The sequence below is a fragment of the Actinopolyspora lacussalsi subsp. righensis genome (assembly GCF_900116555.1).
Classification (GTDB): Bacteria; Actinomycetota; Actinomycetes; order Mycobacteriales; family Pseudonocardiaceae; genus Actinopolyspora; species Actinopolyspora lacussalsi.
This window is the reverse complement of sequence record NZ_FPAT01000001.1, coordinates 336,840-361,108: the sequence shown is the minus strand read 5'-3', so window position 1 is coordinate 361,108 and position 24,269 is coordinate 336,840. Positions and strand designations below refer to the sequence as shown.

General features: G+C 66.9%; 21 protein-coding genes. 10 read left to right on the top strand and 11 right to left on the bottom strand.

From position 1 onward, the window contains the following. The first annotated feature begins 285 nt into the window (after positions 1–285). Together BM394_RS01655 and BM394_RS01650 are read left to right on the top strand one after the other, a co-directional pair. Positions 286–1,203, top strand: coding sequence for an AurF N-oxygenase family protein (locus tag BM394_RS01655; protein WP_092972997.1), 918 nt, complete (start codon positions 286–288; stop codon positions 1,201–1,203). Positions 1,204–1,206: 3 nt separating this feature from the next. Continuing rightward, positions 1,207–2,910, top strand: coding sequence for an FAD-dependent oxidoreductase (locus BM394_RS01650; RefSeq protein ID WP_092972995.1), 1,704 nt, complete (start codon positions 1,207–1,209; stop codon positions 2,908–2,910). Positions 2,911–2,956: 46 nt separating this feature from the next. Here the strand turns inward: BM394_RS01650 and BM394_RS01645 are convergent, their stop codons facing one another. Next, positions 2,957–3,619: a TetR/AcrR family transcriptional regulator gene (locus tag BM394_RS01645; protein ID WP_092972993.1), complete on the bottom strand. Its 663-nt coding sequence runs from the start codon at positions 3,617–3,619 to the stop codon at positions 2,957–2,959. 94 nt (positions 3,620–3,713) lie between these two features. Between BM394_RS01645 and BM394_RS01640 the strand changes: the two genes are divergently transcribed. After that, positions 3,714–4,931 (top strand): FAD-dependent oxidoreductase, encoded by a 1,218-nt coding sequence (locus BM394_RS01640; RefSeq protein ID WP_092972991.1) that lies wholly within the window; start codon positions 3,714–3,716, stop codon positions 4,929–4,931. Positions 4,932–4,964: 33 nt separating this feature from the next. Here the strand turns inward: BM394_RS01640 and BM394_RS01635 are convergent, their stop codons facing one another. Further along, complete coding sequence (locus BM394_RS01635; RefSeq protein ID WP_245779907.1) at positions 4,965–5,954, bottom strand: glycoside hydrolase family 183 protein; 990 nt, start codon at positions 5,952–5,954, stop codon at positions 4,965–4,967. A gap of 99 nt (positions 5,955–6,053) precedes the next feature. Here BM394_RS01635 and BM394_RS01630 point away from each other — a divergent pair, with 99 nt between their 5' ends. Together BM394_RS01630 and BM394_RS01625 are read left to right on the top strand one after the other, a co-directional pair. Next, positions 6,054–7,058 carry a DUF2332 domain-containing protein gene (locus tag BM394_RS01630; RefSeq protein WP_217643280.1) on the top strand — a complete coding sequence of 335 codons (1,005 nt, stop codon included), beginning with the start codon at positions 6,054–6,056 and terminating at the stop codon, positions 7,056–7,058. Positions 7,059–7,379: 321 nt separating this feature from the next. Next, positions 7,380–8,012 carry a DUF4360 domain-containing protein gene (locus tag BM394_RS01625; protein WP_092972987.1) on the top strand — a complete coding sequence of 211 codons (633 nt, stop codon included), beginning with the start codon at positions 7,380–7,382 and terminating at the stop codon, positions 8,010–8,012. A gap of 36 nt (positions 8,013–8,048) precedes the next feature. Here BM394_RS01625 and BM394_RS01620 read toward each other — a convergent pair whose 3' ends face one another. The 3 genes from BM394_RS01620 to BM394_RS01610 all read right to left on the bottom strand — a co-directional run bounded on the left by BM394_RS01620 (position 8,049) and on the right by BM394_RS01610 (position 13,149). Further along, the gene (locus tag BM394_RS01620) at positions 8,049–11,072 is read right to left on the bottom strand and encodes an alpha-mannosidase (protein WP_092973649.1); all 3,024 of its coding nucleotides are present in this window, start codon (positions 11,070–11,072) and stop codon (positions 8,049–8,051) included. A gap of 225 nt (positions 11,073–11,297) precedes the next feature. Then, entirely contained in the window at positions 11,298–12,278 is a 981-nt protein-coding gene (locus BM394_RS01615; protein ID WP_092973647.1) for an Acg family FMN-binding oxidoreductase, read from the bottom strand. A gap of 40 nt (positions 12,279–12,318) precedes the next feature. Then, positions 12,319–13,149, bottom strand: coding sequence for a universal stress protein (locus BM394_RS01610; RefSeq protein ID WP_092972985.1), 831 nt, complete (start codon positions 13,147–13,149; stop codon positions 12,319–12,321). A 207-nt stretch (positions 13,150–13,356) separates the two neighbouring features. On the opposite strand from BM394_RS01610, the gene BM394_RS01605 reads away from it, so the two are divergent. Both BM394_RS01605 and BM394_RS01600 read left to right on the top strand, forming a co-directional pair. Beyond that, entirely contained in the window at positions 13,357–14,343 is a 987-nt protein-coding gene (locus tag BM394_RS01605; protein WP_217643279.1) for an Acg family FMN-binding oxidoreductase, read from the top strand. Positions 14,344–14,501: 158 nt separating this feature from the next. Then, the gene (locus BM394_RS01600; protein ID WP_092972982.1) at positions 14,502–14,975 is read left to right on the top strand and encodes a GNAT family N-acetyltransferase; all 474 of its coding nucleotides are present in this window, start codon (positions 14,502–14,504) and stop codon (positions 14,973–14,975) included. 7 nt (positions 14,976–14,982) lie between these two features. Here the strand turns inward: BM394_RS01600 and BM394_RS01595 are convergent, their stop codons facing one another. The 4 genes from BM394_RS01595 to BM394_RS23600 all read right to left on the bottom strand — a co-directional run bounded on the left by BM394_RS01595 (position 14,983) and on the right by BM394_RS23600 (position 19,115). Beyond that, on the bottom strand, positions 14,983–15,822 hold the full coding sequence (locus BM394_RS01595; RefSeq protein WP_092972980.1) for an SDR family oxidoreductase: 840 nt from the start codon (positions 15,820–15,822) through the stop codon (positions 14,983–14,985). A 112-nt stretch (positions 15,823–15,934) separates the two neighbouring features. Next, positions 15,935–16,690 carry a GAF and ANTAR domain-containing protein gene (locus BM394_RS01590; protein WP_092972978.1) on the bottom strand — a complete coding sequence of 252 codons (756 nt, stop codon included), beginning with the start codon at positions 16,688–16,690 and terminating at the stop codon, positions 15,935–15,937. A gap of 159 nt (positions 16,691–16,849) precedes the next feature. Then, a complete protein-coding gene (locus BM394_RS01585) occupies positions 16,850–17,371 on the bottom strand; it encodes an STAS domain-containing protein (protein WP_175529914.1) in 522 nt (173 codons plus the stop codon). A gap of 1,270 nt (positions 17,372–18,641) precedes the next feature. Beyond that, positions 18,642–19,115 (bottom strand): transposase, encoded by a 474-nt coding sequence (locus tag BM394_RS23600; protein ID WP_342752613.1) that lies wholly within the window; start codon positions 19,113–19,115, stop codon positions 18,642–18,644. Between the two features lie 265 nt (positions 19,116–19,380). On the opposite strand from BM394_RS23600, the gene BM394_RS01575 reads away from it, so the two are divergent. Together BM394_RS01575 and BM394_RS01570 are read left to right on the top strand one after the other, a co-directional pair. Beyond that, the gene (locus tag BM394_RS01575; RefSeq protein ID WP_092972974.1) at positions 19,381–19,608 is read left to right on the top strand and encodes a hypothetical protein; all 228 of its coding nucleotides are present in this window, start codon (positions 19,381–19,383) and stop codon (positions 19,606–19,608) included. Between the two features lie 56 nt (positions 19,609–19,664). Then, on the top strand, positions 19,665–20,906 hold the full coding sequence (locus BM394_RS01570) for an MFS transporter (protein WP_092972972.1): 1,242 nt from the start codon (positions 19,665–19,667) through the stop codon (positions 20,904–20,906). 140 nt (positions 20,907–21,046) lie between these two features. Here BM394_RS01570 and BM394_RS01565 read toward each other — a convergent pair whose 3' ends face one another. After that, positions 21,047–21,715: a TetR/AcrR family transcriptional regulator gene (locus BM394_RS01565; protein ID WP_092972970.1), complete on the bottom strand. Its 669-nt coding sequence runs from the start codon at positions 21,713–21,715 to the stop codon at positions 21,047–21,049. 113 nt (positions 21,716–21,828) lie between these two features. Between BM394_RS01565 and BM394_RS01560 the strand changes: the two genes are divergently transcribed. Next, a complete protein-coding gene (locus BM394_RS01560; protein ID WP_092972968.1) occupies positions 21,829–22,386 on the top strand; it encodes an NADPH-dependent FMN reductase in 558 nt (185 codons plus the stop codon). A 107-nt stretch (positions 22,387–22,493) separates the two neighbouring features. Here BM394_RS01560 and BM394_RS23175 read toward each other — a convergent pair whose 3' ends face one another. Next, positions 22,494–24,269 carry an MAB_1171c family putative transporter gene (locus tag BM394_RS23175; RefSeq protein WP_245779906.1) on the bottom strand — a complete coding sequence of 592 codons (1,776 nt, stop codon included), beginning with the start codon at positions 24,267–24,269 and terminating at the stop codon, positions 22,494–22,496.

Sequence of the window (24,269 nt, the reverse complement as noted above, 5' to 3'; positions counted from 1 at the left end):
TCCGCTGTGATCACCCTTTCCGCCACGTTCTCGACCTAGCGCAGCGCGTGACGCTTCGGTGCCGGAGGTGTCCGGACTTTCGGCCGGGAGTTTCGTTTCGGCGTTCTCGCTCGTTGGGCACGAGAGACGCGTTCCTGTGTACAGCGCGATGCGTTCTCTGTTGTGGTGTAAGTCACAGATGTAGCGTATGTCGCACCCTCGCGGCTACCCGCAAGTAGCTGTTACCTTCAGTAACACTATTTCGGCGGCACCGAGATATCGTCGTCATTTCGGTAGGGAGTGCCCATGACCAGCAGTATCACCGGATCCGACGCCACCGCGGCGGCGTCCGAGCGTGAGGACGTCGCCCGCAGGTTGCTGGACTCCTCGGAGACGCTGTCCTACGACCCGGCCCAGGAGGTCGACTGGGAGACACCGCTCGACACCGACCACCACGGTGCGAGTCCGGAGTGGAGCACGCTCTACGGCACCGCCTACTGGTCCGAGATGAGTCCGGAGCAGCAACGCGAGCTCACCAGGCAGGAAGCGGCCTGCGTGGCCAGCACCGGCATCTGGTTCGAGATGATCCTGCAGCAGATGGTGCTGCGGGACTTCTACGCCAAGGATCCGGCCGACCCCGCTTTCCAGTGGGCGCTGACCGAGATCGCCGACGAGTGCCGACACTCCATCATGTTCGGTCGCGGCGCCGCGAAGCTGCGCGCACCCGCTTATCGTCCGCCCCGCCCGGTGATCGAACTCGGCCGCGCGTTCAAGACGCTCGCCTTCGGCGAGGCGGCATACGCCGCGATCCTGGTCGCCGAGGAGGTCCTCGACGTCATGCAGCGGGACTGGATGCGCGACGAACGGGTCGCCCCCTTCGTCCGCACCATCAACAACATCCACGTGGTCGAGGAGTCCCGGCACATGAAGTTCGCCCGACAGGAGACCAAGGAGCGTCTCCGCGGCGTGGGGCCGGTGCGCAAGCAGATCCAATCCGTGGTGGTCGCCGCCGCCTCGTACTTCATCGTCACCAGCATGGTCAACAAGAAGGTCTACGAGAACGCGGGACTGGACGTGGACCGAGCCGTCCGCGAGGCCAAGGCGAACCAGCACTACAAGTCGCTGGTGCGTTCCAGCTGCGCCGGGCTGATGGAGTTCCTCGACTCGGCCGGACTGCTCACCAAGCCCGCCATGTGGTTCTACAAGCGAGCGAACCTGATCTGAGCCATGGCCTACGCGATCACCCAGACCTGCTGCACCGATGCTTCCTGCATCGCGGCGTGCCCGGTCAACTGCATCCATCCCACCCCGAACGAGCCGGACTTCGGCACCACCGAGATGCTCTACGTCGATCCGAGCACCTGCATCGACTGCGGAGCGTGTGCCGACGCCTGCCCGGTCGACGCGATATTCCCGGTGGACCGGCTGACCGGGTCGCTCCGGGCCTACGCCGACATCAACGCCGCGTACTACGCCGACCGTGACGCGGCCGTCGAACCGGAGTCCAGCGGCGCTTCGGAACCCGCCCTCACTTCGGAATCCGACGGCCTGCCGGAGTCGAACGGTGCGGAATCGAAGAGCGCGGCATCGAAAGGGGCAGGGCCGAACGGCGCGGAGTCCAACAGCGCATCGGAGACGAGCACCACCGGGGCCTCGCCCAACTTCCACTCCTGGGGACCGCCGGTGTTCGACCACTCGATCCCCAGTGATCTCGCGCCGCTGGACATCGCGGTCGTGGGCACCGGGCCTGCCGGGATGTACGCCGTCGAGGACCTGCTGCTGCACACCAACTGCCGGGTAACCCTGCTGGACCGGCTGCCCGTGGCGGGTGGTCTCGTGCGATACGGCGTGGCGCCCGATCACCCCTCGACGAAGCGGATCGGGGAGACCTTCGCGCGGTTCCACACCCACCCCCGGCTGCGGATGCGACTCGGCGTGGAGGTCGGCAAGGACGTTTCCGTCGAGCAGTTGGGCGCTCGGCACGACGCCGTGATCTACGCGGTCGGGGCCTCCTCGGCCCGCGACATCGGTGTTCCGGGGGAGGAGCTGGCGGGCAGCGTCAGCGCCACCACCCTGGTTTCCTGGTACAACGGCCATCCCGACGCCGTCGCCGAGACAGTCGATCTGTCCGCAGAGCGGGTGGTCGTGGTGGGCAACGGCAACGTCGCGCTGGACGCGGCACGCATACTCAGCACCGACCCCGAACGGCTCGCCGACACCTCGATCTCGCCGCGAGCGTTGGACCTGCTTCGTTCCAGCAGGGTCCGTGAAGTGGTGCTGCTGGGGCGCCGTGGTCCCGAGCACGCGGCCTTCACCAGGCCCGAACTGCTCGAACTCACCCAGCGCGAGGACATCGAACTCGTGGTGGACACGCACGATCCGCGAATCGAGCCCACCATCGACGCCGCCGGGGACGATGACAAGGCGGGGCTGCTGCGGGACGTCTCCCGGCAAGCCGTCGACTGGTCCGCTCCGGCCGGGGAGGCCGCGGTGAACGGGCGGAGTCGCGTCGTGTTCCGGTTCCACTCTTCCCCGCTGGAGCTGATGGGAGAGAACGCGGTTCGGGGCATCCGCGTCGGCGATGCCAGCGCCGACGACGTCGAGATCCCCGCCGGACTGGTGGTGCGCGCGGTTGGTTACCGGGGAGCGCCGTTGCCCGGCCTGCCCTTCGACGAGGGAACCGCGACCGTGCCGAACTCCGGTGGGCGGGTCACCGACCGGCCCGGGACCTACGTGGTGGGCTGGATCAAGCGTGGTCCCTCCGGCGGGATCGGAGCCAACCGCAGCTGTGCCAAGGAGACGGTCGGAACCCTGCTGGACGACGCGGTGGCGGGTCGGCTGCCGGAGCCGAGCACCCGGGAGTCCGGTTCGGACGGACCGTTGGCGCGGCTGCGTGCGAAACTCGCCGACAAGGTCGGCAGCATCGGGTAGCGCTTTCGGCGGGTGGGTACCGTCGCCGGGATGAGCCGGCGCGGGCCTACCCGCTCTCCGAACCACGGGCCGGCACGGGGTCGCCGGCCAGCACGGAGTCGGGGGCCAGCATCCGGTGCAGCGTCCGCAGCTGCGCCCGGGCGAGCCGCTCGCGTTCCGGTGCCGAGTACTCCCGCAGCTGGTGCAGTGACCAGTCGTCCAGGGACCGCAGCACCGCGAACACCAGCGATGCCTGCAGCGAACTCGGCAGGTCGTCCCGTACCGCCCCGCATTCGCGGCCGGTTTCGAGCGCCCGAGCGAGCCAGTCCCGCACGGCCGCGATCGCGTCACGCAGTGCTGGACTGTGCTCGATCGGCGTGTCGGAGACGTAGAACAGTTTTCCGGCCTCGGCGGCCCAGGTTCCCCGCTCCGCGAGTTCCAGCAGCTGGGTGGCCAGCCGCGTGATTCGCTCCCAGAACTCGGGCCCCGCCAGTTCGCGCGGATCCGGCACGGCCAGCTCACTGCCCAGCGCGCGCATCGCTTCGGTCACGACGGTGTCGAACAGCTCCGACTTCGAGTCGAAGTAGTGGTAGAACGAGCTCTTGCTCATCCCGCACGTCCGGATGATCGAGTTCAGCGAGGCGTGTTCGTATCCCCGCCGGACGAACTCGCCGGTCGCCGTCTCCAGCACGCGCGTACGCCGTTCCTCGTCGAGGTCGTGCAGTGCCATAACCGCACCCTAAATCATTGGACCAGCCGGTCCACAGGGTGTTACCGTTACGAGTGGACCAGCTGGTCCACTCGTGATCCGGAGGTAAGCGGGAATGTTCGTCCCAACGGCCGTGACCGAGCAGCTCGCCGCAGTCGGTGAGCACGAACCGAGAGTGCTGATCGTCGGCGCCGGGGTGGCCGGTCTGACCCTGGCGCGGTCGCTGCGTGCCAAGGGGCTGCACCCGGTACTGGTCGAGCGTGCGGGACAGCGGCAGGACTCCGGGTACATGCTGGGTCTCATGCCGTTCGTCGACCCGGTGCTGGCCGAACTCGGTCTCGAACGACACTACCTCGAGCAGAGCGTGGCGGTGCGTCACTACCGGCTGTGCTCCGCCACCGGCGCGGCGCTGCGGAACTATTCTGTGGATACCGCGCTGGGGGAGTTCGGCCACTACCGGGGGATCGAACGGGGCCGGTTACTGGAACTGCTGGCCACCGGCGGGGCACCGGTGACCTTCCGAACCGCTCCGCACGCGGTCGAACCGACCGGGGAGACGGTTCGCGTCGACCTGACCGAGAACGGGACGGAGTTACGGGCGGAGTTCGACGCCGTGATCGCCGCGGACGGGATTCACTCCACAACCCGCGACCTGGTGCTCGACCCGCAACGGGTGCATACCCACGACACCACCTGGGGTGGTTGGGTGACGTGGTCCGATCCCGACGAGTGGCCCGACACCTACCAGGAAACCTGGGGCCCGGGGTGCTTCGTGGGGCTGTACCCCGTTCCCGGCAGGATCGGCGTCTTCGTCGGCGGGCCCCGTACCGACACCACCCGCGGCCCAGCGGCGTTCGCCCGGCTCGTCCGCGACAGGCTGCACAACCTCGACCCCCGCTCCTCCTGCGCGCTGACCGAGCTGGCGAACACCCCCGAGAGCCACTACTGGAGTCTGTCCGACGTGCGGTGCGACGGTTGGACCACGGGTCGCTTCGCGTTGCTCGGCGACGCGGCGGCCGGTTTCCTGCCGACGGCAGGAGTGGGCGCGGCCATGGCGATCGAATCCGCGGGTGCACTGGCACGGCGCCTCGCCCCGGCCGACAGGAGCACGGTGCCCCGGGCACTGCGGGACTACGAACGTGCCCAACGGCCCCGAGTCGAATCGGCACAGCGCAACTCACGCCAATTGGCGGCCCTGATGCTGCGTCGCGGCAGGTTGACCTCCCGCGCCCGGGATTTCGCCACCGCGCTGGTCGGGGTGAACACCGCACTCGGACCGATCCGAAAACTGCTCGCGCAGCGGGACAGCGAGCACGCCGCGCCCGCGTCCTGATCGGCGGCTCGGTCCCGTCCGACTTCCGAAGCCCTACCTGGCTTCGCGGGGCAGCGCCCCCGCGAACTGCATCGCCCGGTAGGGCCAGTTCCGCCCGGTGTTCCACTGGCTTATCACCAGATGAAGGTCGTCCAACGTGGATCCCGGGACGATGTAGGAGCCGTATAGCTGGGCGACTCGCCCGGTCGCGTGGTTCTCCTCGTGCCAGGCCGTGCCACGCAGCACCGTGGTGCGCGGCACCTCGTAGAGATTCGAGGTGGGGTGGGCGAGCGACAACACGTCGACGCGGTAATCGCCCGCGTCGAACAGGCACAGCAACCACCGGTTCTCGACGCGACGCAGACACAGCTCACCGTAAGCCCCGGTCAACGCGACCGTGGGCGGATTGCCCCAGGCCCACGCGCCCCGCCGAAAACCCCATCCCCGCCACGCGCCGGGCTCGGTGATCAGCTCGGCCGGAACGCGGTGCAGCAACAGTCCCTTGTCACGCTGGAAACCGGTGGAGAAGCAGTAGACGTAGCCGTCGTCCCCCGGCTCCCAGGTCAGCATCTGGAACAAGCCGCCGTGGTGATCGCCCGGCCAGTTCGCCCCGGTGCGGGTCCAGCTCTCCCCGTTGTCGGTGGAGCGGTGTATCTCGGTCCAGTGCACCCTGCCGATACCGGCGCAGACCATCACGTGCAGATACATCGTTCCGCCGATCGTGATGACGTCGGTGGGAATCACGGTGCCGACCCGCCTGCCGCGAATGATCGAGTCGTGCCGGTAGGGCAGCGCCTGCTCGGCGTAGCGACCTCGGCCCGTCGAACCGGTCCAGACGATCCCGGTGCGCACCGTGGCCGGATCCCCGAAGAGCACCACCGGTGAACGCCAGCCGCTGCCACCCACACCGGCGCGCTCGAAGGTGTCACCGAAGACCGCCACCAACCGGCCGTCCGGCGCGGTGGTCATCACTCCCAGATCGGTGCCGCCGATCCCGAACTCGTCGGTCACGCCGGGGCCGGTGAGGTTTCGTATCTTGCGCACCGCTGTTCCTCCGCTCGCCGCCCTCCGATCCTGCTCCGGTGCCGCGGGCGACGGAAATCGGTCATCGTCGTTCTCGCCGTTCTCGGGCATACTTTCGGCATGATCGACGGAAGTAAGGGCAGTGAACCGGGCGAACGGGGCATGGCCGGGATCGAATCGGGAGTGAGCACCGCCGAGAACTACCGGAGGTTCGGCGTGGCGGTGGCCGAGAAGTCCCCGCAGTACGGCGCGCTCGCCGAGGCGGTCGCCTCCGACGCGGAGATCCTGGGCCTGTTGGAGACGCTGCCGAGCGAGAAACGCCAACCGAACCTGCTGTTCGCCGCCGCCCGGTACCTGCTCGGTCGCCCCGCCGATCCCGAGACGCTGCGTGAACTGGTGCGGGAGCGTACCGCGGAACTGATCTCGGTACTGCTGGCCAGGCGCACCCAGACCAACGAGGCGGGGCGGTGCGCCACACTGCTTCCCGCGCTGGCTCGGCTCCCGGAACCGCTGGCGTTGCTGGAGGTCGGTGCTTCGGCCGGGCTGAACCTGCTTCCCGATCTCTACTCGTACGATTTCGCCGGGCACCACGTGACCGGTACCGATCCCGAAGCACCGACGTTGCGCTGTCGTCCTATCGGGCCGGTTCCGCTACCCGGCAGGGTTCCGAACGTCGCGTGGCGCGCGGGTCTCGACACCTCCCCGCTCGACGCGACGGAGGACGAGCACGCGAACTGGCTGGAATGCCTGCTGTGGCCGGGGGAGACCGAGCGGCGTGACCGGCTGCGCGCGGCGCTGCGCGTCGCGGCGCGGCATCGTCCGGTGGTCCACCGGGGTGACCTCCTCGACGATCTCGGGCGGATCGCCGCGAGCGCACCGAGCGGGGCCACCCTGGTGGTGTATCACTCGGCGGTGCTGGCCTACGTCCCCGAATCCGTTCGCCGCGAGTTCGCTACCGCCGTGCGGGAGCTCGGTGCGGTCTGGCTCTCCAATGAAACCGCCGGGGTGATCGGCCCGGCGGAAGTATCCGCGGGGCCGGAGAACTCGTTCGTTCTGGCGCGGGACGGGCACGAGACGCTGGCCACGACCGATTCGCACGGTGCCTGGATTCGGTGGCGTTCCTGATGTCCGGCGACACCCCCGGGGTGGCGAGACTTCGTTGCGGCGTCGAGAAGCTCGAAATCGTTCGAGTGAACAGGTTTCGGGAGGGAATATTCCACACGATTTAGCTTCGAAAGTGAGTCCGAAAATTCGGTTCATCCCATCATTGGCCCTGCCGTGTGGCCGTTACTCCTGGTTGTTCGGAAATTGCTCCGAAAGTGTCTATAGTTTTCGGGAGCGCTCCCATAAACTCGTTGCCGGTCGTTTCTCGAAATGGATCGGCCAGTTGTCCGAACAACGGAAACGAACAGCAGTGTGGTTTTCCACCCGAACAGGAGAAACAGGATGCTCAACGGTTTGATCGCGTCCGGAATGGCGCTGTCCACTCTTCTCGCGCCGACCTCGGGCCCGTTCGACTCCCCGCCTTCGGACGAGATCGTCATCGACGTCGCCACCGTGAACGGTTCCGGATGTCCCGAAGGCACGGCGGACGTGGCCGTATCGCCCGACAACAAGGCCTTCACCGTCACCTACAGCGACTATCTGGCAGAGGTGGGGCCCGACACGGATCCCACGGCCTTCCGGAAGAACTGTCAGCTCAATCTGGTCGTGCACGTTCCTCAGGGGCTCACCTACGGGATAGCCCGGGCCGACTACCGCGGATTCGCCCACCTCGCGGAAGGAGCCACCGGTACCCAGCAAGCCAGCTACTACTTCCAGGGGGATTCCCGGACCACGCATTCCAGCAAGACGTTCGAGGGATCCTACAGCGACAACTGGCAGGTCACCGACGAGACCGAGATCGCCGACATCGTTTACAAGCCCTGCGGTGTACAGCGCAACTTCAACATCAACACCGAACTGCGGGTGGACGCGGGGGACTCGGACTCCGGCGAGACCAGCTTCATGACGATGGACTCGACCGACGGAAGTATCGAGACCACCTACCACTTCGCCTGGAAGGAGTGCGCTTCCTGACTCGAGGTCGCCGAGCGGCCGAGCTTTCGGATACGGTCACGCCCGCTCCAGCCGCAGCGTGCGGATCTCGAACGGGCGCAGCGTCAGCCGGAACCCCGTTGGGTCGTGTTCGAGCGCCCCATCGGCCCACGGTCGTTCCAGCAGATCGGTCGCCCGCACACTCACCGGGGCGAAACCGGTGGTGACCCGGCTCGTGGCGCGGCCACCCGAGGATTCGTACAGTCGCATCACCACGTCTCCGGAGCCGTCCTCGGCCAACTTCACCGCTTCGAGGACCACGGCGGGGTTGTCACTGGTGACCAGCGGTTCCACCGGTGACTCGCCCCGCACGGTTCGGGAGGGCAGATTGAGCCGGTAGCCCTCCCGAACCGCGTCACCGATCTCGGCTCCCGGGATGAGGACGTGCCGGAAACGGTGCGTCCCCCGGTCGGCGTCCGGATCGGGAAACCGGGGAGCACGCAGCAGCGAGGCACGCACCGTCGTCGCGGTACCGCCACTGTTCTTGGCCCAGCGGGTCACGTCGTGGCCGTAGGTGGTGTCGTTGGCAAGGGCTACGCCGTAGCCCGCCTCACCCACGTGGACCCAGCGGTGGGCACACGTCTCGAACTTGGCCGCGTCCCAGCTGGTGTTCTCGTGAATCGGCCGGTACAGGTGTCCGAACTGGGTCTCGGCCGCCATGCGATCGGTGTGCACGTCCACCGGGAAAGCGAGTTTGAGCAGCGTCTCGGACTCGTGCCAGTCCACCTCGGTGTCGATCTCCAGCCGCGCGGCGCCGCCCCGCAGCGTCAACTCCTGGGTGATCCGCGAGTCGGAGAAGGAACGCACCACGCGCACCGTGACATGATCCGCAGCGTTCTCCAGTACCGCCACTTCCTCGGCATCCAGCAGTTCGGTGACGTTGTTGCGGTAGAAGGCGTCGATGTCCCAGGCGTCCCACCGGTTCGGCAGGTCCGGATGCGCCCGCGGCACGTTGCCCGCCGAACCTTCCGGGATGAGCTCGCGGTCGGCTGTCAGGTCGTACAGCGATGTGACGGTGCCCCGTCGGTCGATCGTGACTCGCAGCGATTCGTCGCGCAGCACGAATCCGTCGTCCGTTTCGGAGAGTTCCACGAACGCGGCCGGTAGGGCCGAGGACGCCGCGCCGCCAGCCGGAACCCCGTCGCGCTCGTGCGGAGCGCCGTTGAACACCAGCGGTGTCGAGCCCGATCCGGCCAATTCTCGCTGGGCCCGATCGATGACCTCCTCCAGTTCGCCGTGGACGAGTTCGTGCTCCCGCTCCGCCTCGTGGTGCACCCGGGCGATGGACGATCCGGGCAGGACATCGTGGAACTGGTTGCGCAGCACGGCTTTCCAGAGCCGGTCCAGTCGCTCGTGCGGGTAGGGGAGACCGCGGTACACGTTCGCCGTCGCCGCCCACAGCTCGGCCTCGCGCAGCAGGTGCTCGTTGCGCCGGTTCCCCCGTTTGGTGCCCGCCTGGCTGGTGTAGGTGCCGCGGTGGAACTCCAGGTACAGCTCCCCGACCCATACCGGTGGCGCCGTGTACTCCGCACGAGCCTCGCGGACGAACTCGGCGGGGGACTCGACGGTGACTCGTGGTGAACCTTCCAGATCGGACAGTCGTCCGGCGCGTTCCAGCATCTCGCGGGTGGGACCGCCGCCCCCGTCACCCCAGCCGAACGGGACCAGCGAGCGATTGGCCCCGCCCTTCTCGGCGAAGTTGGCCGAGGCGTGCGCCAGTTCGGCCGCGGACAGCTCGGAGTCGTAGACATCCACCGGCGGCAGGTGGGTGAGGATTCTGGTGCCGTCGATCCCCTCCCAGTGGAAGGTGTGATGCGGGAACTCGTTCGTCTGGTTCCAGGCGACCTTCTGGCCCAGGAACCAGCTCGAACCGGACAGGGCGATCAGCTGCGGCAGTGCCGCGCTGTAACCGAACGAGTCGGGCAGCCACACCTCGTCGGTCTCCACGCCGAACTCGTCCAGGAAGAACCGCTTGCCGTGCACCAGCTGCCGCGCCATCGCCTCACCGCCGGGCATGTTCGTGTCGGCCTCGACCCACATGCCGCCGACGGGGACGAACCTCCCCGCGGCCACCTCGGACCGAACCCGTCGGTGGAGTTGTGGATAGTGCCGCTCGAGCCAGGCGAACTGCTGCGCCTGGGACATGGCGAAGACGAACTCCGGATGCTCCTCCAGCAACCCGAGCACGTTCGACACCGTCCTGGCCACCTTGCGCACGGTCTCGCGGAACGGCCACAGCCACGCCGAGTCGATGTGCGCGTGGCCGATCGCCGACACGCGATGCGCGCTGGCGTGCGCCGGTTTCCGCAATGCCGGGTCCAGTACCTCGCGCGCACGGTCCGCGCTACCGCTCACGTCGCGCGGGTCCAGCGCGTCCATGCAGCGGTCGAGGGAGCGCAGTATCTCCCAACGCCGCGGATCGTCCGTGCTGAGCTGCCGCATGAGCTGGTCGAGTACTTCGATGTCGTGGACCAGCCGCTCGACGCGGTGGTCGAAGACGGTCAGCTCGGCACGTTCGACGCGGTACAGCGGCTCCGTGCCCGCGGTGTCCGGATCGCCCAGTTCGGTGGGGGTGAACGAGTGAACGCCGAGGATCACCGGATTCGCCGCCGCTTCCACGTGGAACTCCACCGGTTCACCACCAGTGGCGGCCTCGCTCACGCGTACCCACTCGTTGCGTGGGTTCAGCCCCTTCACGATCGAACCGTCCGGTCGGTACACCAGTCCTTCGCACTGGAAACCCGGCCGTCGGTGGTCGAACCCCGGGTCGAACACGAGCTCCACGGCACGTCCGGCCCATTCGGTGGGGACCTCCCCGCGCAGCCGGAACCAGGTGGTGCTCCACGGCGGGCCCCAGCGGTCGCCCACCTCCGCGCCGCGGTACTCCCCGGACGAACCGCTGTTCGCGACCGGTACCGGCGCGCTCGTGCCGTGCCAGGTGTCGAGCGTGACCGGCGTGGCCTCCGGTCGGAGAGCGGGCCGGACGCGGTCGCGCAGCATCCGGTCGATCCGTTCCTCGGTCAGTTTCCTGTCGTGGTGCACCTGCTGCTCATTCCTCGTCGGCGGGGCGGTTGTTCCCGTGCTGCGCGTCCGGTCGGAAGCGACGATCGTGTCCCCACGGAGCATCCTCGTGGGTCGGCGGGCATCGGTTCCCACCCGGTCGGGATCCGGCCGCGTGCGAGGAAGTGACCACCGGTCAACGTCCGGGACGGGGGGCGTGCTCGTCCCGGTGACAGTCTCGCCGGGGGAGGTAGTGGCCCCTGAGTGCTACAGCAACAGCTCGCGTGGCTCGTGCCGCGGTGTCGGTGCGGTCCGCGAACCGTGGCCGACCCGGAGCAACACCTGGGGGCGCAGGCTTCCCCCGAGCATCCGCCGCAGTTCCTCCCTGGTCTCGTCGATCTCGATCACCTGCGACATCAGGGAGGCCACCAGGCCGTTGGCAGTGGCTGTCAGCAGCATTCGTTGCAGTGCCTGTCCCGCGCGCAGCTCCGCCGCTCGACCCTCGTGGTAGGAACAGACCACCAGCAGCAGCGGATCGTACTCGAAGTCCTTGCCGGGCACGCGCGGTTTCGCCTTGCCCGCCGAGTAGTCCCGCAGCACCCACTGGTCCTGTGGTTCCCGTTCGGGCCCCGCCGCCGAGGCGGGCACTCCCTCACCGACCTCGGCGGCGTGTCCGGTCCATTCGGCCAGCTCCTCCCGGAATCGCGGATCGGCCAGCTGTGCCCGGTGCGCGCGGTGGACCATGCCCTCCAGTCGTCCCAGCTCGCCGCGTTCCACGATGTGCGGCCAGCACCCCTCCCGCTCCACCGATTCGAGCAGCGAGCTCCGTTGCTCCACGGGTACCGGGGTTTCCCGGAAGGGACGTCTGTTCGTGTGCCGATCGGCGATCGCCCGATACAGCACCCGTTGCTGCGGTGACATGTTCGACGAGCCCTCGCCGCGTATCTCGGCCAGGGCCGATTCCGCACCGGTGCTGGGCAGCAGGGTCACGAGCGGGCTGATCCCCTCGTGCTCCAGGGCGAGCCGCAGGTTCAGCAGCGCCGCGCCACAGCCGATCCGCAGTTCCCGTTCCCGCGGATCGGTGGCGGGCAGCCGCGCTCCCGGATCGTAGTGCAGTTCGATCGAACGGGGTAGCAGCCGGAATCGCCACGGTTGTCGGTTGTGCAGCGAGGGCGCCTCGCCCGCTATCCGAACCACTTCCTCGGCCCGTTCGGCGGACAGTCCCAGCGTCGGTGTGAACTCCGCCATCTCCGTCACACCTCCCGGCGGGTGGACCGCTTCCGTCGCCTCACTCCTGCTCACCCGCCTCGGGAACCATCGCCACGGGGCAGGAGGCCCGGTGCAGCACGCCACGGGCCACCGAGCCCAGCATGAGCCCGCTGAAGCCGCCGCCCCCGCGACGGCCCACCACGACCAGGCCCGCACCTTTGGAGAGTTCGAGCAGGGCGGTCACCGGATGCTTGTCCACGTCGATGCGGCGCGCCGTCACCTCCGGAAACCACGCGCCCCAGCGCTCCAGTCGTTTCGCGAGGTCGTGCTCGACTCGTTCGGAGGGGGACTCCCGCCGCGACGTCGGCTGCCGGGTCCGCGAGCTCCGGGACATCGCTCGCATCACCAGCAGCTCCGAGTCCCGATTCCGCGCGCTGGTGAAGCCGAACTCCAACGCGGCCTCGCTCCGCGCCGAGTCGTCGACCCCCACCACGACCTCGTCGCGGTGTTCGCTCTCGTCACCCCGGACCACCACGATCGGGCACCTGGTTCGTCGCGCCACCCCCACGCTGACCGAACCGAGCAGCGCGTCCGCCACCGGGCCGTACCCACGCGAACCGAGCACCAGGAGATCAGCTGTCGAGGAACGTCGTACCAGTTCCTCGATCGGGTGTCCCTCGGCGACCTCGTGGCTCACCTCCAGCGAGGGCCGCGCCTCGCCGCACCTCCCGGCGATGTCGGCGACGGCCTCTCGGACGTAGCTCTCCCGAGCCGGATCATCGTTGATCAGCACGAGAGTCAGGGAGGCCCCGGTGCGCCGCTGAGCCTCCGCTGTGGCCCAGTCGGCTGCCCGTCGTGCGGAATCCGAGCCGTCCACCCCGACGACGATGTCGTATCGCGAGGTGTCCATGGCAAGCACCTTGTCCGAGGATCAGGATTGTCGACGCTTCATCTGTTCCAGATTGCCCTTCGGTCGTGCAGATCGCAGTGCCGAAGCCGCGTCCGGGGCCCGACGCTGTCGCCTCCGACCCGCGAGTGCTTTCGGCTCTTTCCTATGCGTATGGCGCAGCGCTGTTCGACGGACAACACGGGCCGTAGAGTGTGGGTGGGGTGCCGTATGACCGGTAAGAGTGAGCCCGCGATAGCCACGATGCGTTCCGCGCTGGTCGTGGCCTGCCGAGCACCTTCGTTGCACAACATCCAGCCCTGGCGCTGGGTGATCGGGCCCCGTTCGGTTCACCTGTATCTGGATCGTTCCCGTGTCTCACCCGTGCTCGATCCAACCGGGGAGCAATCGGTGATCGGTTGCGGTGCGGCGCTTTACCAGGCTCGTATCGGTTTCGCCGCCGAGGGGTGGAAAGCACTGGTACATCGCCTGCCCAATCCGGACCAGCCCGACCACCTGGCTTCGATCGAGTTCAGCAGACTCGCCGACATCGACTCCGAGGCCGTGGTGCTGGCGGGGCTGGCCGCTCGACGTCGCACGGACCGCAGACCTTTCCTACCCGAGCCCGTTCCCCCGGAGTTGTTGCGGGAGTTGCGGGAGGCCGCGGCAGCCCAGGATTGCGTGCTCGATTTCGTGCTGTCGGAGCCGGCCAGACAGCAGCTGTCCTACGCGATTCGCCAGGCGGGCAGGGCACGTGAGGACGATCCGGAGTACCGCCACGAGCTCGCGAAGTGGTCGACACGTCATGTGAGTTCGGATGGGATGCCCGCTCGCGACATCCCCGAGGCTCACGCGCCGAGTGCCTTCGAACGGGATTTCGGCGCCGGTGAGCTGTCGATCCCGGTGCTCGACGACGGTGCGGAACTGGCGTTGTTGTACACGCTGGAGGACACCCTCGAAAGCGAGTTGCTTTCGGGTGAGGTGTTGGGCGAAGTGACACTGTCCGTGGCCCGTGAGGGGCTGGCCAGCTGCGTGCTGAGTCAGTTCGGTGAGGTGTTCTCCGCTCGAGAGTTCGTACGCGACCAGGTGCTCGGCGGTACGGGAATTCCCAGGTTCGTGTTGCGGCTGGGGTGGCCGATCACCGAGCGGTTCCCCGCGCCGCCCACGCCGCGCCGACCGATCGCGGAGTGCGTGGAGAATCTGTTCCCGAACTACTGATCACTCGGTTCCGTCGGGCACGGAGGTCGCCCAACCCTGCCGCGGGGGCGGGCGTCCTACGAGTGCCGTGCGAGACGCACGTGGCTTCGTCAGTGGGGTGGTCCGAATCGTCCGTTTCAAGCGTCCCGGATCGGTTCGTCGGCGCGTATCCTGACCGAATGATCCCTTCGGAGACGGGTTGCCGACTCGGTGGTGATGCCGAGGCCGATGAGATAGCCGGACTGCTAGATCGCTTTCAGCGCGAGTTCGACGAGTACACCCCGGGAACGGGCCCCCTCGCCGAGCGGATCCGTGCTCATGTCGCCTCGGAGATCAGTGTTTTCGTGCTCGCCGAGCCACGTCACGTGGGGATGGCTCAACTCCGGTTCCGCGATCACCTGTTCACCGCGAAGCCGGTGTGTCTGCTCGAAGAGTTCTACGTGGTGCCCGAATATCGCGGGAGGGGTTACGGAGCCGCGGTGCTGGGTGATGCGATCCGTCTCGCCCGGCAGCGTGGTGCGGCCACGATGGAGCTGGGCACGGCACAGAACGACACGGCGGCACGAAACCTGTACGAGAAGTACGGCTTTACCAATCTCGAACGCGAAGGCCGTCCGGAGACGCGGCTGCTGTACTACGAGCGCGAGCTGTGAGCCCGCTTCAACGGTGCCGTGCGCCCCGCTCGGTCAGCACAGCCCGGTAACCCGCACGGTAGTCGGGATAGGTGAACCGGAACCCCGATTCGAGGAGTCGGCCGTTGCGGCAGCGCTTGCCCGCTCCGCCCGGCTCCGCTGAGTCACGTACGGCGGGAGGGGCCGTGCCGAGCTCCTCGGCGAGGAAGCGCAGTATTCGGGCGCGGTCGACCGGCTCGTGGTCCACGCCCATGTAGACCGGTGCCGGGCTCTCCACCGCTGTCGTGAGATGCACGATGGCCGAGGCCGCGTCGTCGCGGTGGATGCGATTGGTGTACTTCGGGCCGGGATCGACAGTGGCGGTGCCGTCTCGTACCCGGTCGATCAGTGAGGTACGGCCGGGACCGTAGATACCCGCCAGCCGCAGGGCTATCGCCTCGGGAAATCTGCTGTGCAGCCTCTCCTCGGCGGCCACGAGCATCTCGGCCGTCGCCGAGGCCGGGGCGGTCGGGGTGTTCTCGTCGACCACACCGTCGATGTCGCCGTAGACCGCCGTCGACGACACGAACAGGATCCGTGGCCGGATTCCCTTCTCGTCGATCGCGTCGAGAACGTTGGTCAGACCGTCGAGATACGTCGAACGGTAGCCCGCGGCCGTGCGCCGATCGGCGGTGAGCACGATGACGACGATGTCGGTGTCGCCGGGCACGGCTGGACGCTCTCGGGTGAGATCCACGGCCTGCCCTTCGATGTTCTCGGGAAGCAGGTCCGGAGTGCGTCGTAGACCGAGCACGTGGTGTCCGGCGGCCGCGAAACGCAGGCCGGCCTCCGTGCCCAGATCACCACATCCGGCGAGCAGCACCCTCATCGTCGTCGCTTTCGATCGTCGTCAACCGGTCACGGCCTGTCGGTACCCTTCGACACCTCACGGACGAGTGGCCCTCACACCCGAAGCGCCCGTGAAGGCGCGAGCGTGCGGTTCACCTCGTCGTGTCGGTGCTCGCGGGACCGACCGCCTCACTGATCATACGCTCGGCGACTTCGTGCAGTTTGGTGTTGCTGTGCTGGGAATAGTCGACCAGGGTGGCGAATGCCTTCTCCGCGCTGTAGTTGTGCAGCACCATGAGAATGCCCTTGGCCTGTTCGATCATCGGACGTGACTCCAGGGCGGTCCGTAACTGCTCGGTGAGTTTTCGAGTGGCGAGGTAACGCTGCCAGGTGCGCAGATAGCCCTCGATCGCGGTGGTGTAGAGGTCCAGCACGGTCGCGTCCAACTCGCTGTATCCGTGGTCCCGTCGCGAGTAGAGGTTCATCGCCCCCTGGTACTCGTGGTCTATGAACAGCGGCGCGGACAGGTAGCTGCCGAGTCCCGCGTCGGTGGCCGCGCTGGTGAACTCCGGCCAGCGCTGCTTCGCCTCCGTGAGCTCGACCCGGACGATTTTCCCGGTTTCGGCGGAGTGCAGCGAAGGTCCGTTGCCCACCCGGTACTGCTCGGCGTCGACCTCGATCACAGTCTCGTCGGTGCAGACGAAGGTTTCCGGCCCGTCCTCCCGGTGCAGTGTGACTCCGGCCATGTCCACATCCGGTACGGCTCGCAACACCTGCCGGCACACCCGATTCAGCAGTTCCTCGAGTTTCTCCTCGCGTTCCATGGAGTCGGTCACGGTTTCCAGGGCCCCGGTGATCTCCTCCAGCTGGGCCTGCCACTCCGTGTCCTGCGTCGGATACTGCTGCATTCGGGCCTTCCTTACCGTGAGCCAACCGAAGGAGATCCTACTCGCGCGGCCATGATGCTCCCCGGGCGAACCGCGTGCTCTCGGCACACGACGTTCCACGCGGACGCGGGAGTTCCGTGGCAGCGGAACCGGCGGCCGGTCACACGGTCGCGGTTCCCGCTACCGTTCGCCGTTCGACAGGATTCCGGCGGAATCGGCGGCACCCGTGGAACCGACTCCTTCGGGCACGCGTGCGGCCGGGACGGTTCCCAACGCCGATGTCACCGTCGGATGCCTCTCCACCACGGCATCCAGACCCGCTTGCCACACCGCTCGCCGAACCGCGTGCGTGTTCACGACCAGTCGCAACAGCATACCCCGGTTGAAGGCCTGGGCGTGAGCGTAGCGCAATAGTTCCAGGCTGGAAACGTTCAGGAACTCCACGGCGCCGAGATCGATCACCAGGAGTCGGGCCGTGGCCGACAGCCGAGGAAGGAGCACGTCCCGGAACCGTGTCACGGTGGTGGAGTCCACCTCGCCGGCGGCGGTGAGCAGAATGATGTTCGGTCCCGGTCGTGCGATTCGCAGCCGCAGCCTTTCGGACTCCTCGAGCGGCTCTTGCCAGGCGGGTTCGGGGGCCGAAGGTGTTCGGTGGTCCGCGTCGGGGGAAACGGTGTCTCGTTCGAACGGTTTCGTTGTCATGGGGTTCTCCTCCAGCTGCATCGACGTGTGTCGTCGACCCAGGCTGGGAGCCCGATGCGGAACCGGTCGAAAGGAGGTCTGAAGCCGTGCCCGGTCGTGAAGGCAGTCCTGCGAGCCTGGATCAACGACACCGTGCTCGGATGTGATCCAAGCCCGGATGTGGTCCGGCTGACTGCTCAACCTCTTCCCACCATAGCAGTAACCGCTCCGGTGGGGCACATGTCACCGGGGCGGCCATGACCCGACTCACCCGGTTCGGCCGCGAAGTTCTCTCGAGGTGTGTCGTGGAAGGAGGTGTTGGGCAGTGACCGGGACTCGTCGTGGCGGACCGCCGTGAAGGAAGGGTGTCCCGCTGCTGGTTCGAACGGGAACACCCCCTGCTATCCCCGGGGCGACGTGGCTGTGGGTTCAACCCCGCATCCCTCGGCCAGGTATGGCCCGGGCACACCGATGACCTCCCGACTCGGGTTACCGGGAAAGACCCGTTCCGCACGTGGTCGGCGGTGCTGATTCGGAGTCCGGTCTGACCCGTGAGGTGGACACTCGGCCCGGTTGCGAGACGGGGAAGGCGTTCGGCAGTATCGTGAACTAATTTCGTGAGTGTTGTCCCGGCGGTGGTTCTCGAAATCTTCGTCGCGGTGTTATTACCTCGTTCGTGTGTTTCACGGAGTGAGCGTTTGTCGGTGTCCACATTCGGTGTATAAGCTTTTGATCACCGAGTGCGATGCAAGCTTTCCGTAGTGTCCGTCGGGACTGGTGCCGCCGGATCGACCTCGTTTCGGGCGGAACGGGCGTTGGCGGGGGCATGACTGACCGGAGGGCGCGATGGAACAGCGTGATTCCGCGAAGGGGGGTGTGAACATATGTTGCACGGTTTATAGCATCGCTGGTTACAGGGAAAAGCTTTCCCGCCAGGATGGACACCGCGCATCATCGGTCAGGATCAGGCGTGGGGGCGCGTGCGATGACGATCACCGGTCGTTTCTTTTCTGCTGATGTTTTTCGTCGTGTAGCCGACTGGCGTGGCGCTTCCTGTGCCGGAAGTGCCGAACATCCACCTTGGGTTCCTTTCAGGAGCAAAGGCTCTTCGAGGGCACTGTGTTGGCTCGCGTGTTCATCCTGATCCGGTCGAGTGGTTCCGGTGCGTGAGTCGTGATGCATCGTAGAGGTGCTGGGCACGTGACCGGCAATCGGCGCAAGCTCCGGCCTTCGGGCCGGAGTGAGCCGATCAGGTGTGTCCGTGGTCGGACAGGTTAAGTAGGGCGCCGTTTTAAGTAGGGCGCCATTGGTTCCGCGCGTACTGTCGGACGATACGCAGCGGTGCTCCACCGCAGGAGTTGACAAAATACGAGGGTGGGGACAGGAGTCCTCGGTGGTTCCGGGCTCGGAAGTGTTGCTTATCTCGTCGTGAGACCTCGTCTGTGAGGCTGTTTACCGGTTTCGATACCGCCAAGTGCGGTGCGGGTACTCCACGAATGGGTGCGGGGTTCGTTCTCGCCAATGAGGTAGCTGAGCATCGCCCCGAAAACGCAGTGTCGACCAGTGTGATGGTCCTCGGGCAGTAGACCGGCAACGATATTTTCGGTATTGAATCGTTACTCCTGTCGGTTGTGTTTGAACCGAAAATCCTACAGCTGTCCGGGTACTCGGAGTCGTGGCAGCGGAGTCGCGAATCCGCGCCGTCGCATTCCGCAACCGAATTCCTCCGCGCATCGGTTACCGCTCGGACTCCCACTCTCGCCATGTGTTTTCGGGGGTGCCGTGGTTGCTGGACGCATCCCGTGCGAAGCACCGGGACGATCTCTCGTGAGGCATCCGGCTCGGGTGGGCGAGCCAGGAGTCGTGTCATCCGAGCACTCCGACCGGGCGAATCCCGCCACTGGTGGTCCGTCCGTATCTATGGCGTGACCAGCACGAAATCAAAATTGAAGTTTTGCTAAAATGTTTTGTAGAAATATTCACTTGTTCTACTGCGATCTCGTCCGCATCGTTGAAGGGGACAACGAGCTGTGACCGTCGGACCTCTGCCGGGATCCGACGGTCGCGGCGACCGAACCGAGAGCGGTGAGACGACGATGCACGAGCAGGACGTTCAGAACGAGACGATTACTTCCGAGTTCCGAGCACGAGAAGAAGCCGAGGTTGCCGAGCCGGCAGTCACCGGGGTCGATTCCACGTGGAAGCCACGTTCCTGGTTCGCCGAGATCGGGCGCTGGCGTGCCGATGTAGTCAAGTGACATCGCCGGGAATTCGTGCGGCATCTATGAACGCGGGACTGCTGGAGGTGTGACTGATGGGGCTCTCCGCTCGGTTGGGGATTCCCGGTGCGTTCTGGCTGTTGTGGTGGGGCCAGGTGGTCAATCGGCTCGGGATGTTGGTTCCGGCCTTCGTGGTGCTGTACGTGCGCCAGGAGGGGGTCGTCTCACCGTCGGTGATCCCGGTGATGGTGGGGCTGTTCGGGGGCGGGGTGCTGGTCTCGAGTGTGGTGGGCGGCGTGTTGGCCGACGTGTTGGGGAACCGGCGGGTAATCCTCGGTGCGCAACCGGTGGCGATGATCACTGCCGTCGGATTCGTGCTGGCGCAGCGGGGGTGGATGGTGTGTGGGCTGGCGCTGTTGGCCGGTTTCGTCTCGATGATCGACCGCCCCGCTTCGGCCGGCGCGATCGCACGGTTGGTGCCCGCGGAGCGTTTCGCCAGGGCATACGGAATCCACATGGTCGGATTCAACGTGGGCATGTCGGTGGGGCCTGTGGTGGCGGGATTCGTATTGGCGTTCTGGCCGCCGCTGCTGTTCGGCGTTTGGGCGGGTTGTGCACTGATCTATGCGGGTTTGGTGTGGTGGTTGCCCGCTGACGAACCCACCGGCACTGCCGGTTCCTCGAAGGGGTATGCCGCGTTGGTCGGACTCGTCGAGCCGTTTCGGCGTCCCGCCCTGGTGCTTTTCCTGGTGCTGACCTTTTTGCTGGGGTGTGTCTACCTGCAGATGAATTCCTCCCTGCCCGTGGACATGCGCGCCAGCGGTCTGGACCCCACGCGTATCGGGGCGATATTGGCTGTCAACGCCGTGCTGGCGATCGTGCTGGTGGGAGTCGTGCCGCGCGTGCTCGGCGGGTGGCGGGAGCACACTCCGCTGGTGCTGGCCGCCGTGCTGGTAGCGGTGGGGTTCGGCCTCAACGGGTTCGCCTCGGGTACGGGGATGTTCGTGGCGGCCACTGTGGTATGGACGTTGGGTGAGGTGGTGTGGGCGCCGATGTCCGCGGCCTTCATCGCTGGTCGCGCCCCGGCGGGCCGGGTGGCCACGTATCAGGGCTCGTACTTTCTGGCCTGGAACGCGGCGTTCGTAGTGGGTGGGCCGCTGGGACTGGCGTTGGGGCAGTCGTACGGGTTCACCACACTGTGGTCGGTCGTGCTCGTGGTGGGACTGGTTACCGCGGCGGGGTTTCTCGCGCTTCCACTTCTTTCCGGGCTCACCTCGAACAGCTCACGTTCCGGTGAGTCGGTGGTGGAGGAACCCCAGTACGCCGAAACGTCCTGAACGGGCGGCATGCGTGTTCGATCGGACGTTGTCTTCTCGCCACGGATGGGGATTCATCGGCGGAGAAGACGACGTCCCTCGGGAGAAGCCATGCGAGACGATATGTCCCTCGGCCGGTGGCTTGGCGCGGGCCGGAAGAGTCATCCGTCGGAGCTGCGGGCGACGAAGCGTGCCACGAGGTCCTGCCAGCCGGACTCGAGCCGCTCCGAGGGCATCTCGAGCTGATCGAGCAGGTACTGCGTCAGTGCCGTGTCCAGATAGCCCAGCAGTGTGTGCGCGAGGAGTTCGACGTCGCCGTCCGTGCCGGCCTCGCGCAGCAGGGTGGCCACGTGGGTGAGTCGAACCCGTCGGGCGGGCACGGTGAAACGGCGTTCGGCCGCGGGTTCGGCCGCGAGGTAGAGATCGCGGTGCGCGTCCTCGTGGCGCAGTACCGCTGGACCGAAGGCGCGTAGCCGTTCCACTGCGGAAGCTCCGGGACCCACTGGTGGGGGGCCGGTGAGGAAAGCCGTCTGCAACTGCTTCTCCTGGTGGTCGAGCAGCGCGAGAAGCAGGCCGTTTCGGTCTCCGAAACGGCGGAAGACCGTTCCCTTGCCCACCGAGGCCGCCTGGGCGACGCCTTCCATGGTCAGGTTCGAGGCACCGTGCTCCGCCACCAGTCGCGTGGCCGCCTCCAACAATCGGGTTCGGTTGCGGAGTGCGTCGGCGCGTGGAGTGGAGCTCTCATCGGTGGCGGTCAGCGGCAGCGTAACCCGGCCGTTCGAGGAGGTCTCCGACTCGGGGTCCGGGAGTAGCGGGATGTCGGTACTCATGGCGTCAGCGTAGCCTCCGTCACTTTAAGTGGACCGTGGTCCGATTATACTGGTAAACCAGTAATCGGACCACGGTCCGTTTATATCGGAAGTACTACACCCTGGAGCAAGACGTGTCTGCCAACATCCTCGTTCTGGTCGGTAGCCTGCGTGCCGGCTCACACAACCGTCAGTTCGGCGAAGCCGCTGTCAAGCTCGCCCCGGAGGGGGCCACCATCACGATCCACGAGGGGCTGGACGCCCTGCCCTTCTACAACGAGGACATAGACCTCGACGGCGAGGTGCCCGATGCCGCGGCCCGGCTGCGTCACTCGGCCGGACAGGCCGACGGGTTCCTGTTGATCTCTCCTGAGTACAACGGGACCATGCCGGCGGTGCTCAAGAACGCGATCGACTGGCTCTCCCGTCCGTTCGGTGCGGGTGCGCTCACCGGCAAGTCCGTCGCCGTGGTCGGTACCGCCTTCGGCCAGTACGGCGGGGTTTGGGCCCAGGACGAGGCCCGCAGGGCCGCGGGTATCGCGGGGGGAACCGTAGTCGACGACGTCAGGCTTTCCGTGCCGGGATCACTGACGCGGTTCGCCGAGACCCATCCGGTCGACGATCCCGAGGTCGCCGAGCAACTCTCCGCCGCGATCGCTCGACTGAGCGAGGGAGCGACCGCGCAAGCCTGAAGTGTTCCCGAATCAGGCCCTCGACAGTCCGTTCGGTGTGACCCCCGGTTCTTCCGGTGTCGAGACCAGCGGTTTCTGGAGCTGTGCCGTTGTGGGAAGTCAAGGCGTCACACGAGCAGCGCGTAGCCACCACCGGCCAGCAGACCGGCGATCGTTCCCGCCGTGACCTGGGCCGTCGTGTGGTCGTTCACGGCGACCCGCGACCATCCGATCGCGGCGAGCAGCGGGGCGGAGGCCCACCAGCCGGGGCCGAGCGTGACGGCGAGGATGACCACCGCCCCGGCGGCCACCGCGGTGTGCATGGAGATTTTCCATCGAATGGTGATCATTCCGGTGACCAGTAGAGTCAGTACCATCGTGATGTCGAGCGCGATGAGCAGCCAGGGACTGCGCAACACGATCAGCAGCCCGAGCCCCAGCCCGCTGGAGCCGAGCAGTACCAGGAAGGGAATCAGCCTCCCAGCGCGGTCCCGGACGTGGTGACCGTCCCAGCGACCGGTCCGGGCGCCCCAGACGATGACCCCCATCGGTAAGAGGCTGCTGGTCAGTGCCACGAGTAACCCCCACAGCAGCGTGGCGGTCAGTGAGTCGGTGGCTCGCCAGGCAACCATGAGCGGAAGTAGTAGAACCAGCACCCACGGTGCGAGCACCTCGGTCAACAGGTGAGCGCATGTCGTGGTGATCGTGGCCGTCCTCGACTGGACTCTGACTGGTTTCACCGGGGCCTCCGGTTCGGACGTGTGCACGGTCGGAAGACTACGGGCCACTCGTTTCAACCAGGCGATCTCGGTGTCGAGGTCGTCGATTTCCGTCGGCTCCGGCACTCGCGGCGCCCGGACCATCGGGGATTCGCCGGAGTGCCATTTGCGCAGGGCTCGGACGATGCCGACGGCTTCTGCTGAGGCTTCCGGGTCCGCGGGGTGAGCTAGGAGATCTCCGGTGACCTCGTTTTGTGCCGGACGGTACGGAGCGAGGAACAACAGCGCGTCGCGAATGTCGACGACCCGTCGGGTCAGGCGCCACTCGATCCTTCGCGACCCGGGGACGGGAGAGCTGCTCGACGAGCTATCCGCCTCGGCGACCACCGGACGCAGCGCGGACCACAGCGGTGCGAGCGCACGGTGCGTGTGATGCTGTCGTATCCGGCACAGCGAACCAGTGAGCAGCGGTCCCCAGCCGGGCATGGTGGCCCCGAACGCGACCAGTCCCACGCACGTCGCCGAAAAGAGCGTGGACAGGCTCGCCTCGATACCTGTCGAGTCGCCGTGGCGCGCGAACACCAACACCGAGGCCGCACTCTTGCTGAGCGCCCAGCCCAACGCGCTGGCACAACCGAGCTGGATCACGGTCAGTCCGGCACGCAGCCACGGCCGGTCGCTGAGCCGAATGTAACGGCGGATCAACCGGATGAAATTCAGCTGACTCCAACCGATGTAGCCGCAGAAAACCACGATGTAGCCCAGTACCGCGGGAACGTCCGCATAGGTGGCCACGAAGTCCGGATCGAAGGGGACCGGATCCACTGTCAACAGCGCGCTCATGGTGCCGATACCGATGACCAGCACCACGGTTTGACGGCGGAGTGCGGCGGAGGCACGTTCGGGCGGCAGCACCAGATGCAGCAGCAGTCCCTGTACGCACCACGCCGCCACCATCGCGAGATCGTTGGCCAACAACCGTGTGACGTTGGGTATCGGCTCGATCGGTGCCGCCACTGCCAGTGTGCTCGGTGCCGAGAGCACGGCGGACAACCCCACACCGGCAATGGCGCCACACAGGTGGACCACCCCGGGAGTGCGCGCCCCGCGAGCGTTCCGGAACCGGTACGCCGCGGCCAGCAACGCGGTCGTCCCGACGCCGTACATCAGCAGGCTGGACAACAT

Bases quoted from the DNA above. Each gene is read 5' to 3' on its own strand.
- BM394_RS01655 (WP_092972997.1), top strand. From the start codon at position 286: ATGACCAGCAGTATCACCGGATCCGACGCCACCGCGGCGGCGTCCGAG.
- BM394_RS01650 (WP_092972995.1), top strand. From the start codon at position 1,207: ATGGCCTACGCGATCACCCAGACCTGCTGCACCGATGCTTCCTGCATC.
- BM394_RS01645 (WP_092972993.1), bottom strand. From the start codon at position 3,619: ATGGCACTGCACGACCTCGACGAGGAACGGCGTACGCGCGTGCTGGAG.
- BM394_RS01640 (WP_092972991.1), top strand. From the start codon at position 3,714: ATGTTCGTCCCAACGGCCGTGACCGAGCAGCTCGCCGCAGTCGGTGAG.
- BM394_RS01630 (WP_217643280.1), top strand. From the start codon at position 6,054: ATGATCGACGGAAGTAAGGGCAGTGAACCGGGCGAACGGGGCATGGCC.
- BM394_RS01625 (WP_092972987.1), top strand. From the start codon at position 7,380: ATGCTCAACGGTTTGATCGCGTCCGGAATGGCGCTGTCCACTCTTCTC.
- BM394_RS01615 (WP_092973647.1), bottom strand. From the start codon at position 12,278: ATGGCGGAGTTCACACCGACGCTGGGACTGTCCGCCGAACGGGCCGAG.
- BM394_RS01610 (WP_092972985.1), bottom strand. From the start codon at position 13,149: ATGGACACCTCGCGATACGACATCGTCGTCGGGGTGGACGGCTCGGAT.
- BM394_RS01605 (WP_217643279.1), top strand. From the start codon at position 13,357: ATGACCGGTAAGAGTGAGCCCGCGATAGCCACGATGCGTTCCGCGCTG.
- BM394_RS01600 (WP_092972982.1), top strand. From the start codon at position 14,502: ATGATCCCTTCGGAGACGGGTTGCCGACTCGGTGGTGATGCCGAGGCC.
- BM394_RS01595 (WP_092972980.1), bottom strand. From the start codon at position 15,822: ATGAGGGTGCTGCTCGCCGGATGTGGTGATCTGGGCACGGAGGCCGGC.
- BM394_RS01590 (WP_092972978.1), bottom strand. From the start codon at position 16,690: ATGCAGCAGTATCCGACGCAGGACACGGAGTGGCAGGCCCAGCTGGAG.
- BM394_RS01585 (WP_175529914.1), bottom strand. From the start codon at position 17,371: ATGACAACGAAACCGTTCGAACGAGACACCGTTTCCCCCGACGCGGAC.
- BM394_RS23600 (WP_342752613.1), bottom strand. From the start codon at position 19,115: ATGGCGAGAGTGGGAGTCCGAGCGGTAACCGATGCGCGGAGGAATTCG.
- BM394_RS01570 (WP_092972972.1), top strand. From the start codon at position 19,665: ATGGGGCTCTCCGCTCGGTTGGGGATTCCCGGTGCGTTCTGGCTGTTG.
- BM394_RS01565 (WP_092972970.1), bottom strand. From the start codon at position 21,715: ATGAGTACCGACATCCCGCTACTCCCGGACCCCGAGTCGGAGACCTCC.
- BM394_RS23175 (WP_245779906.1), bottom strand. From the start codon at position 24,269: ATGTTGTCCAGCCTGCTGATGTACGGCGTCGGGACGACCGCGTTGCTG.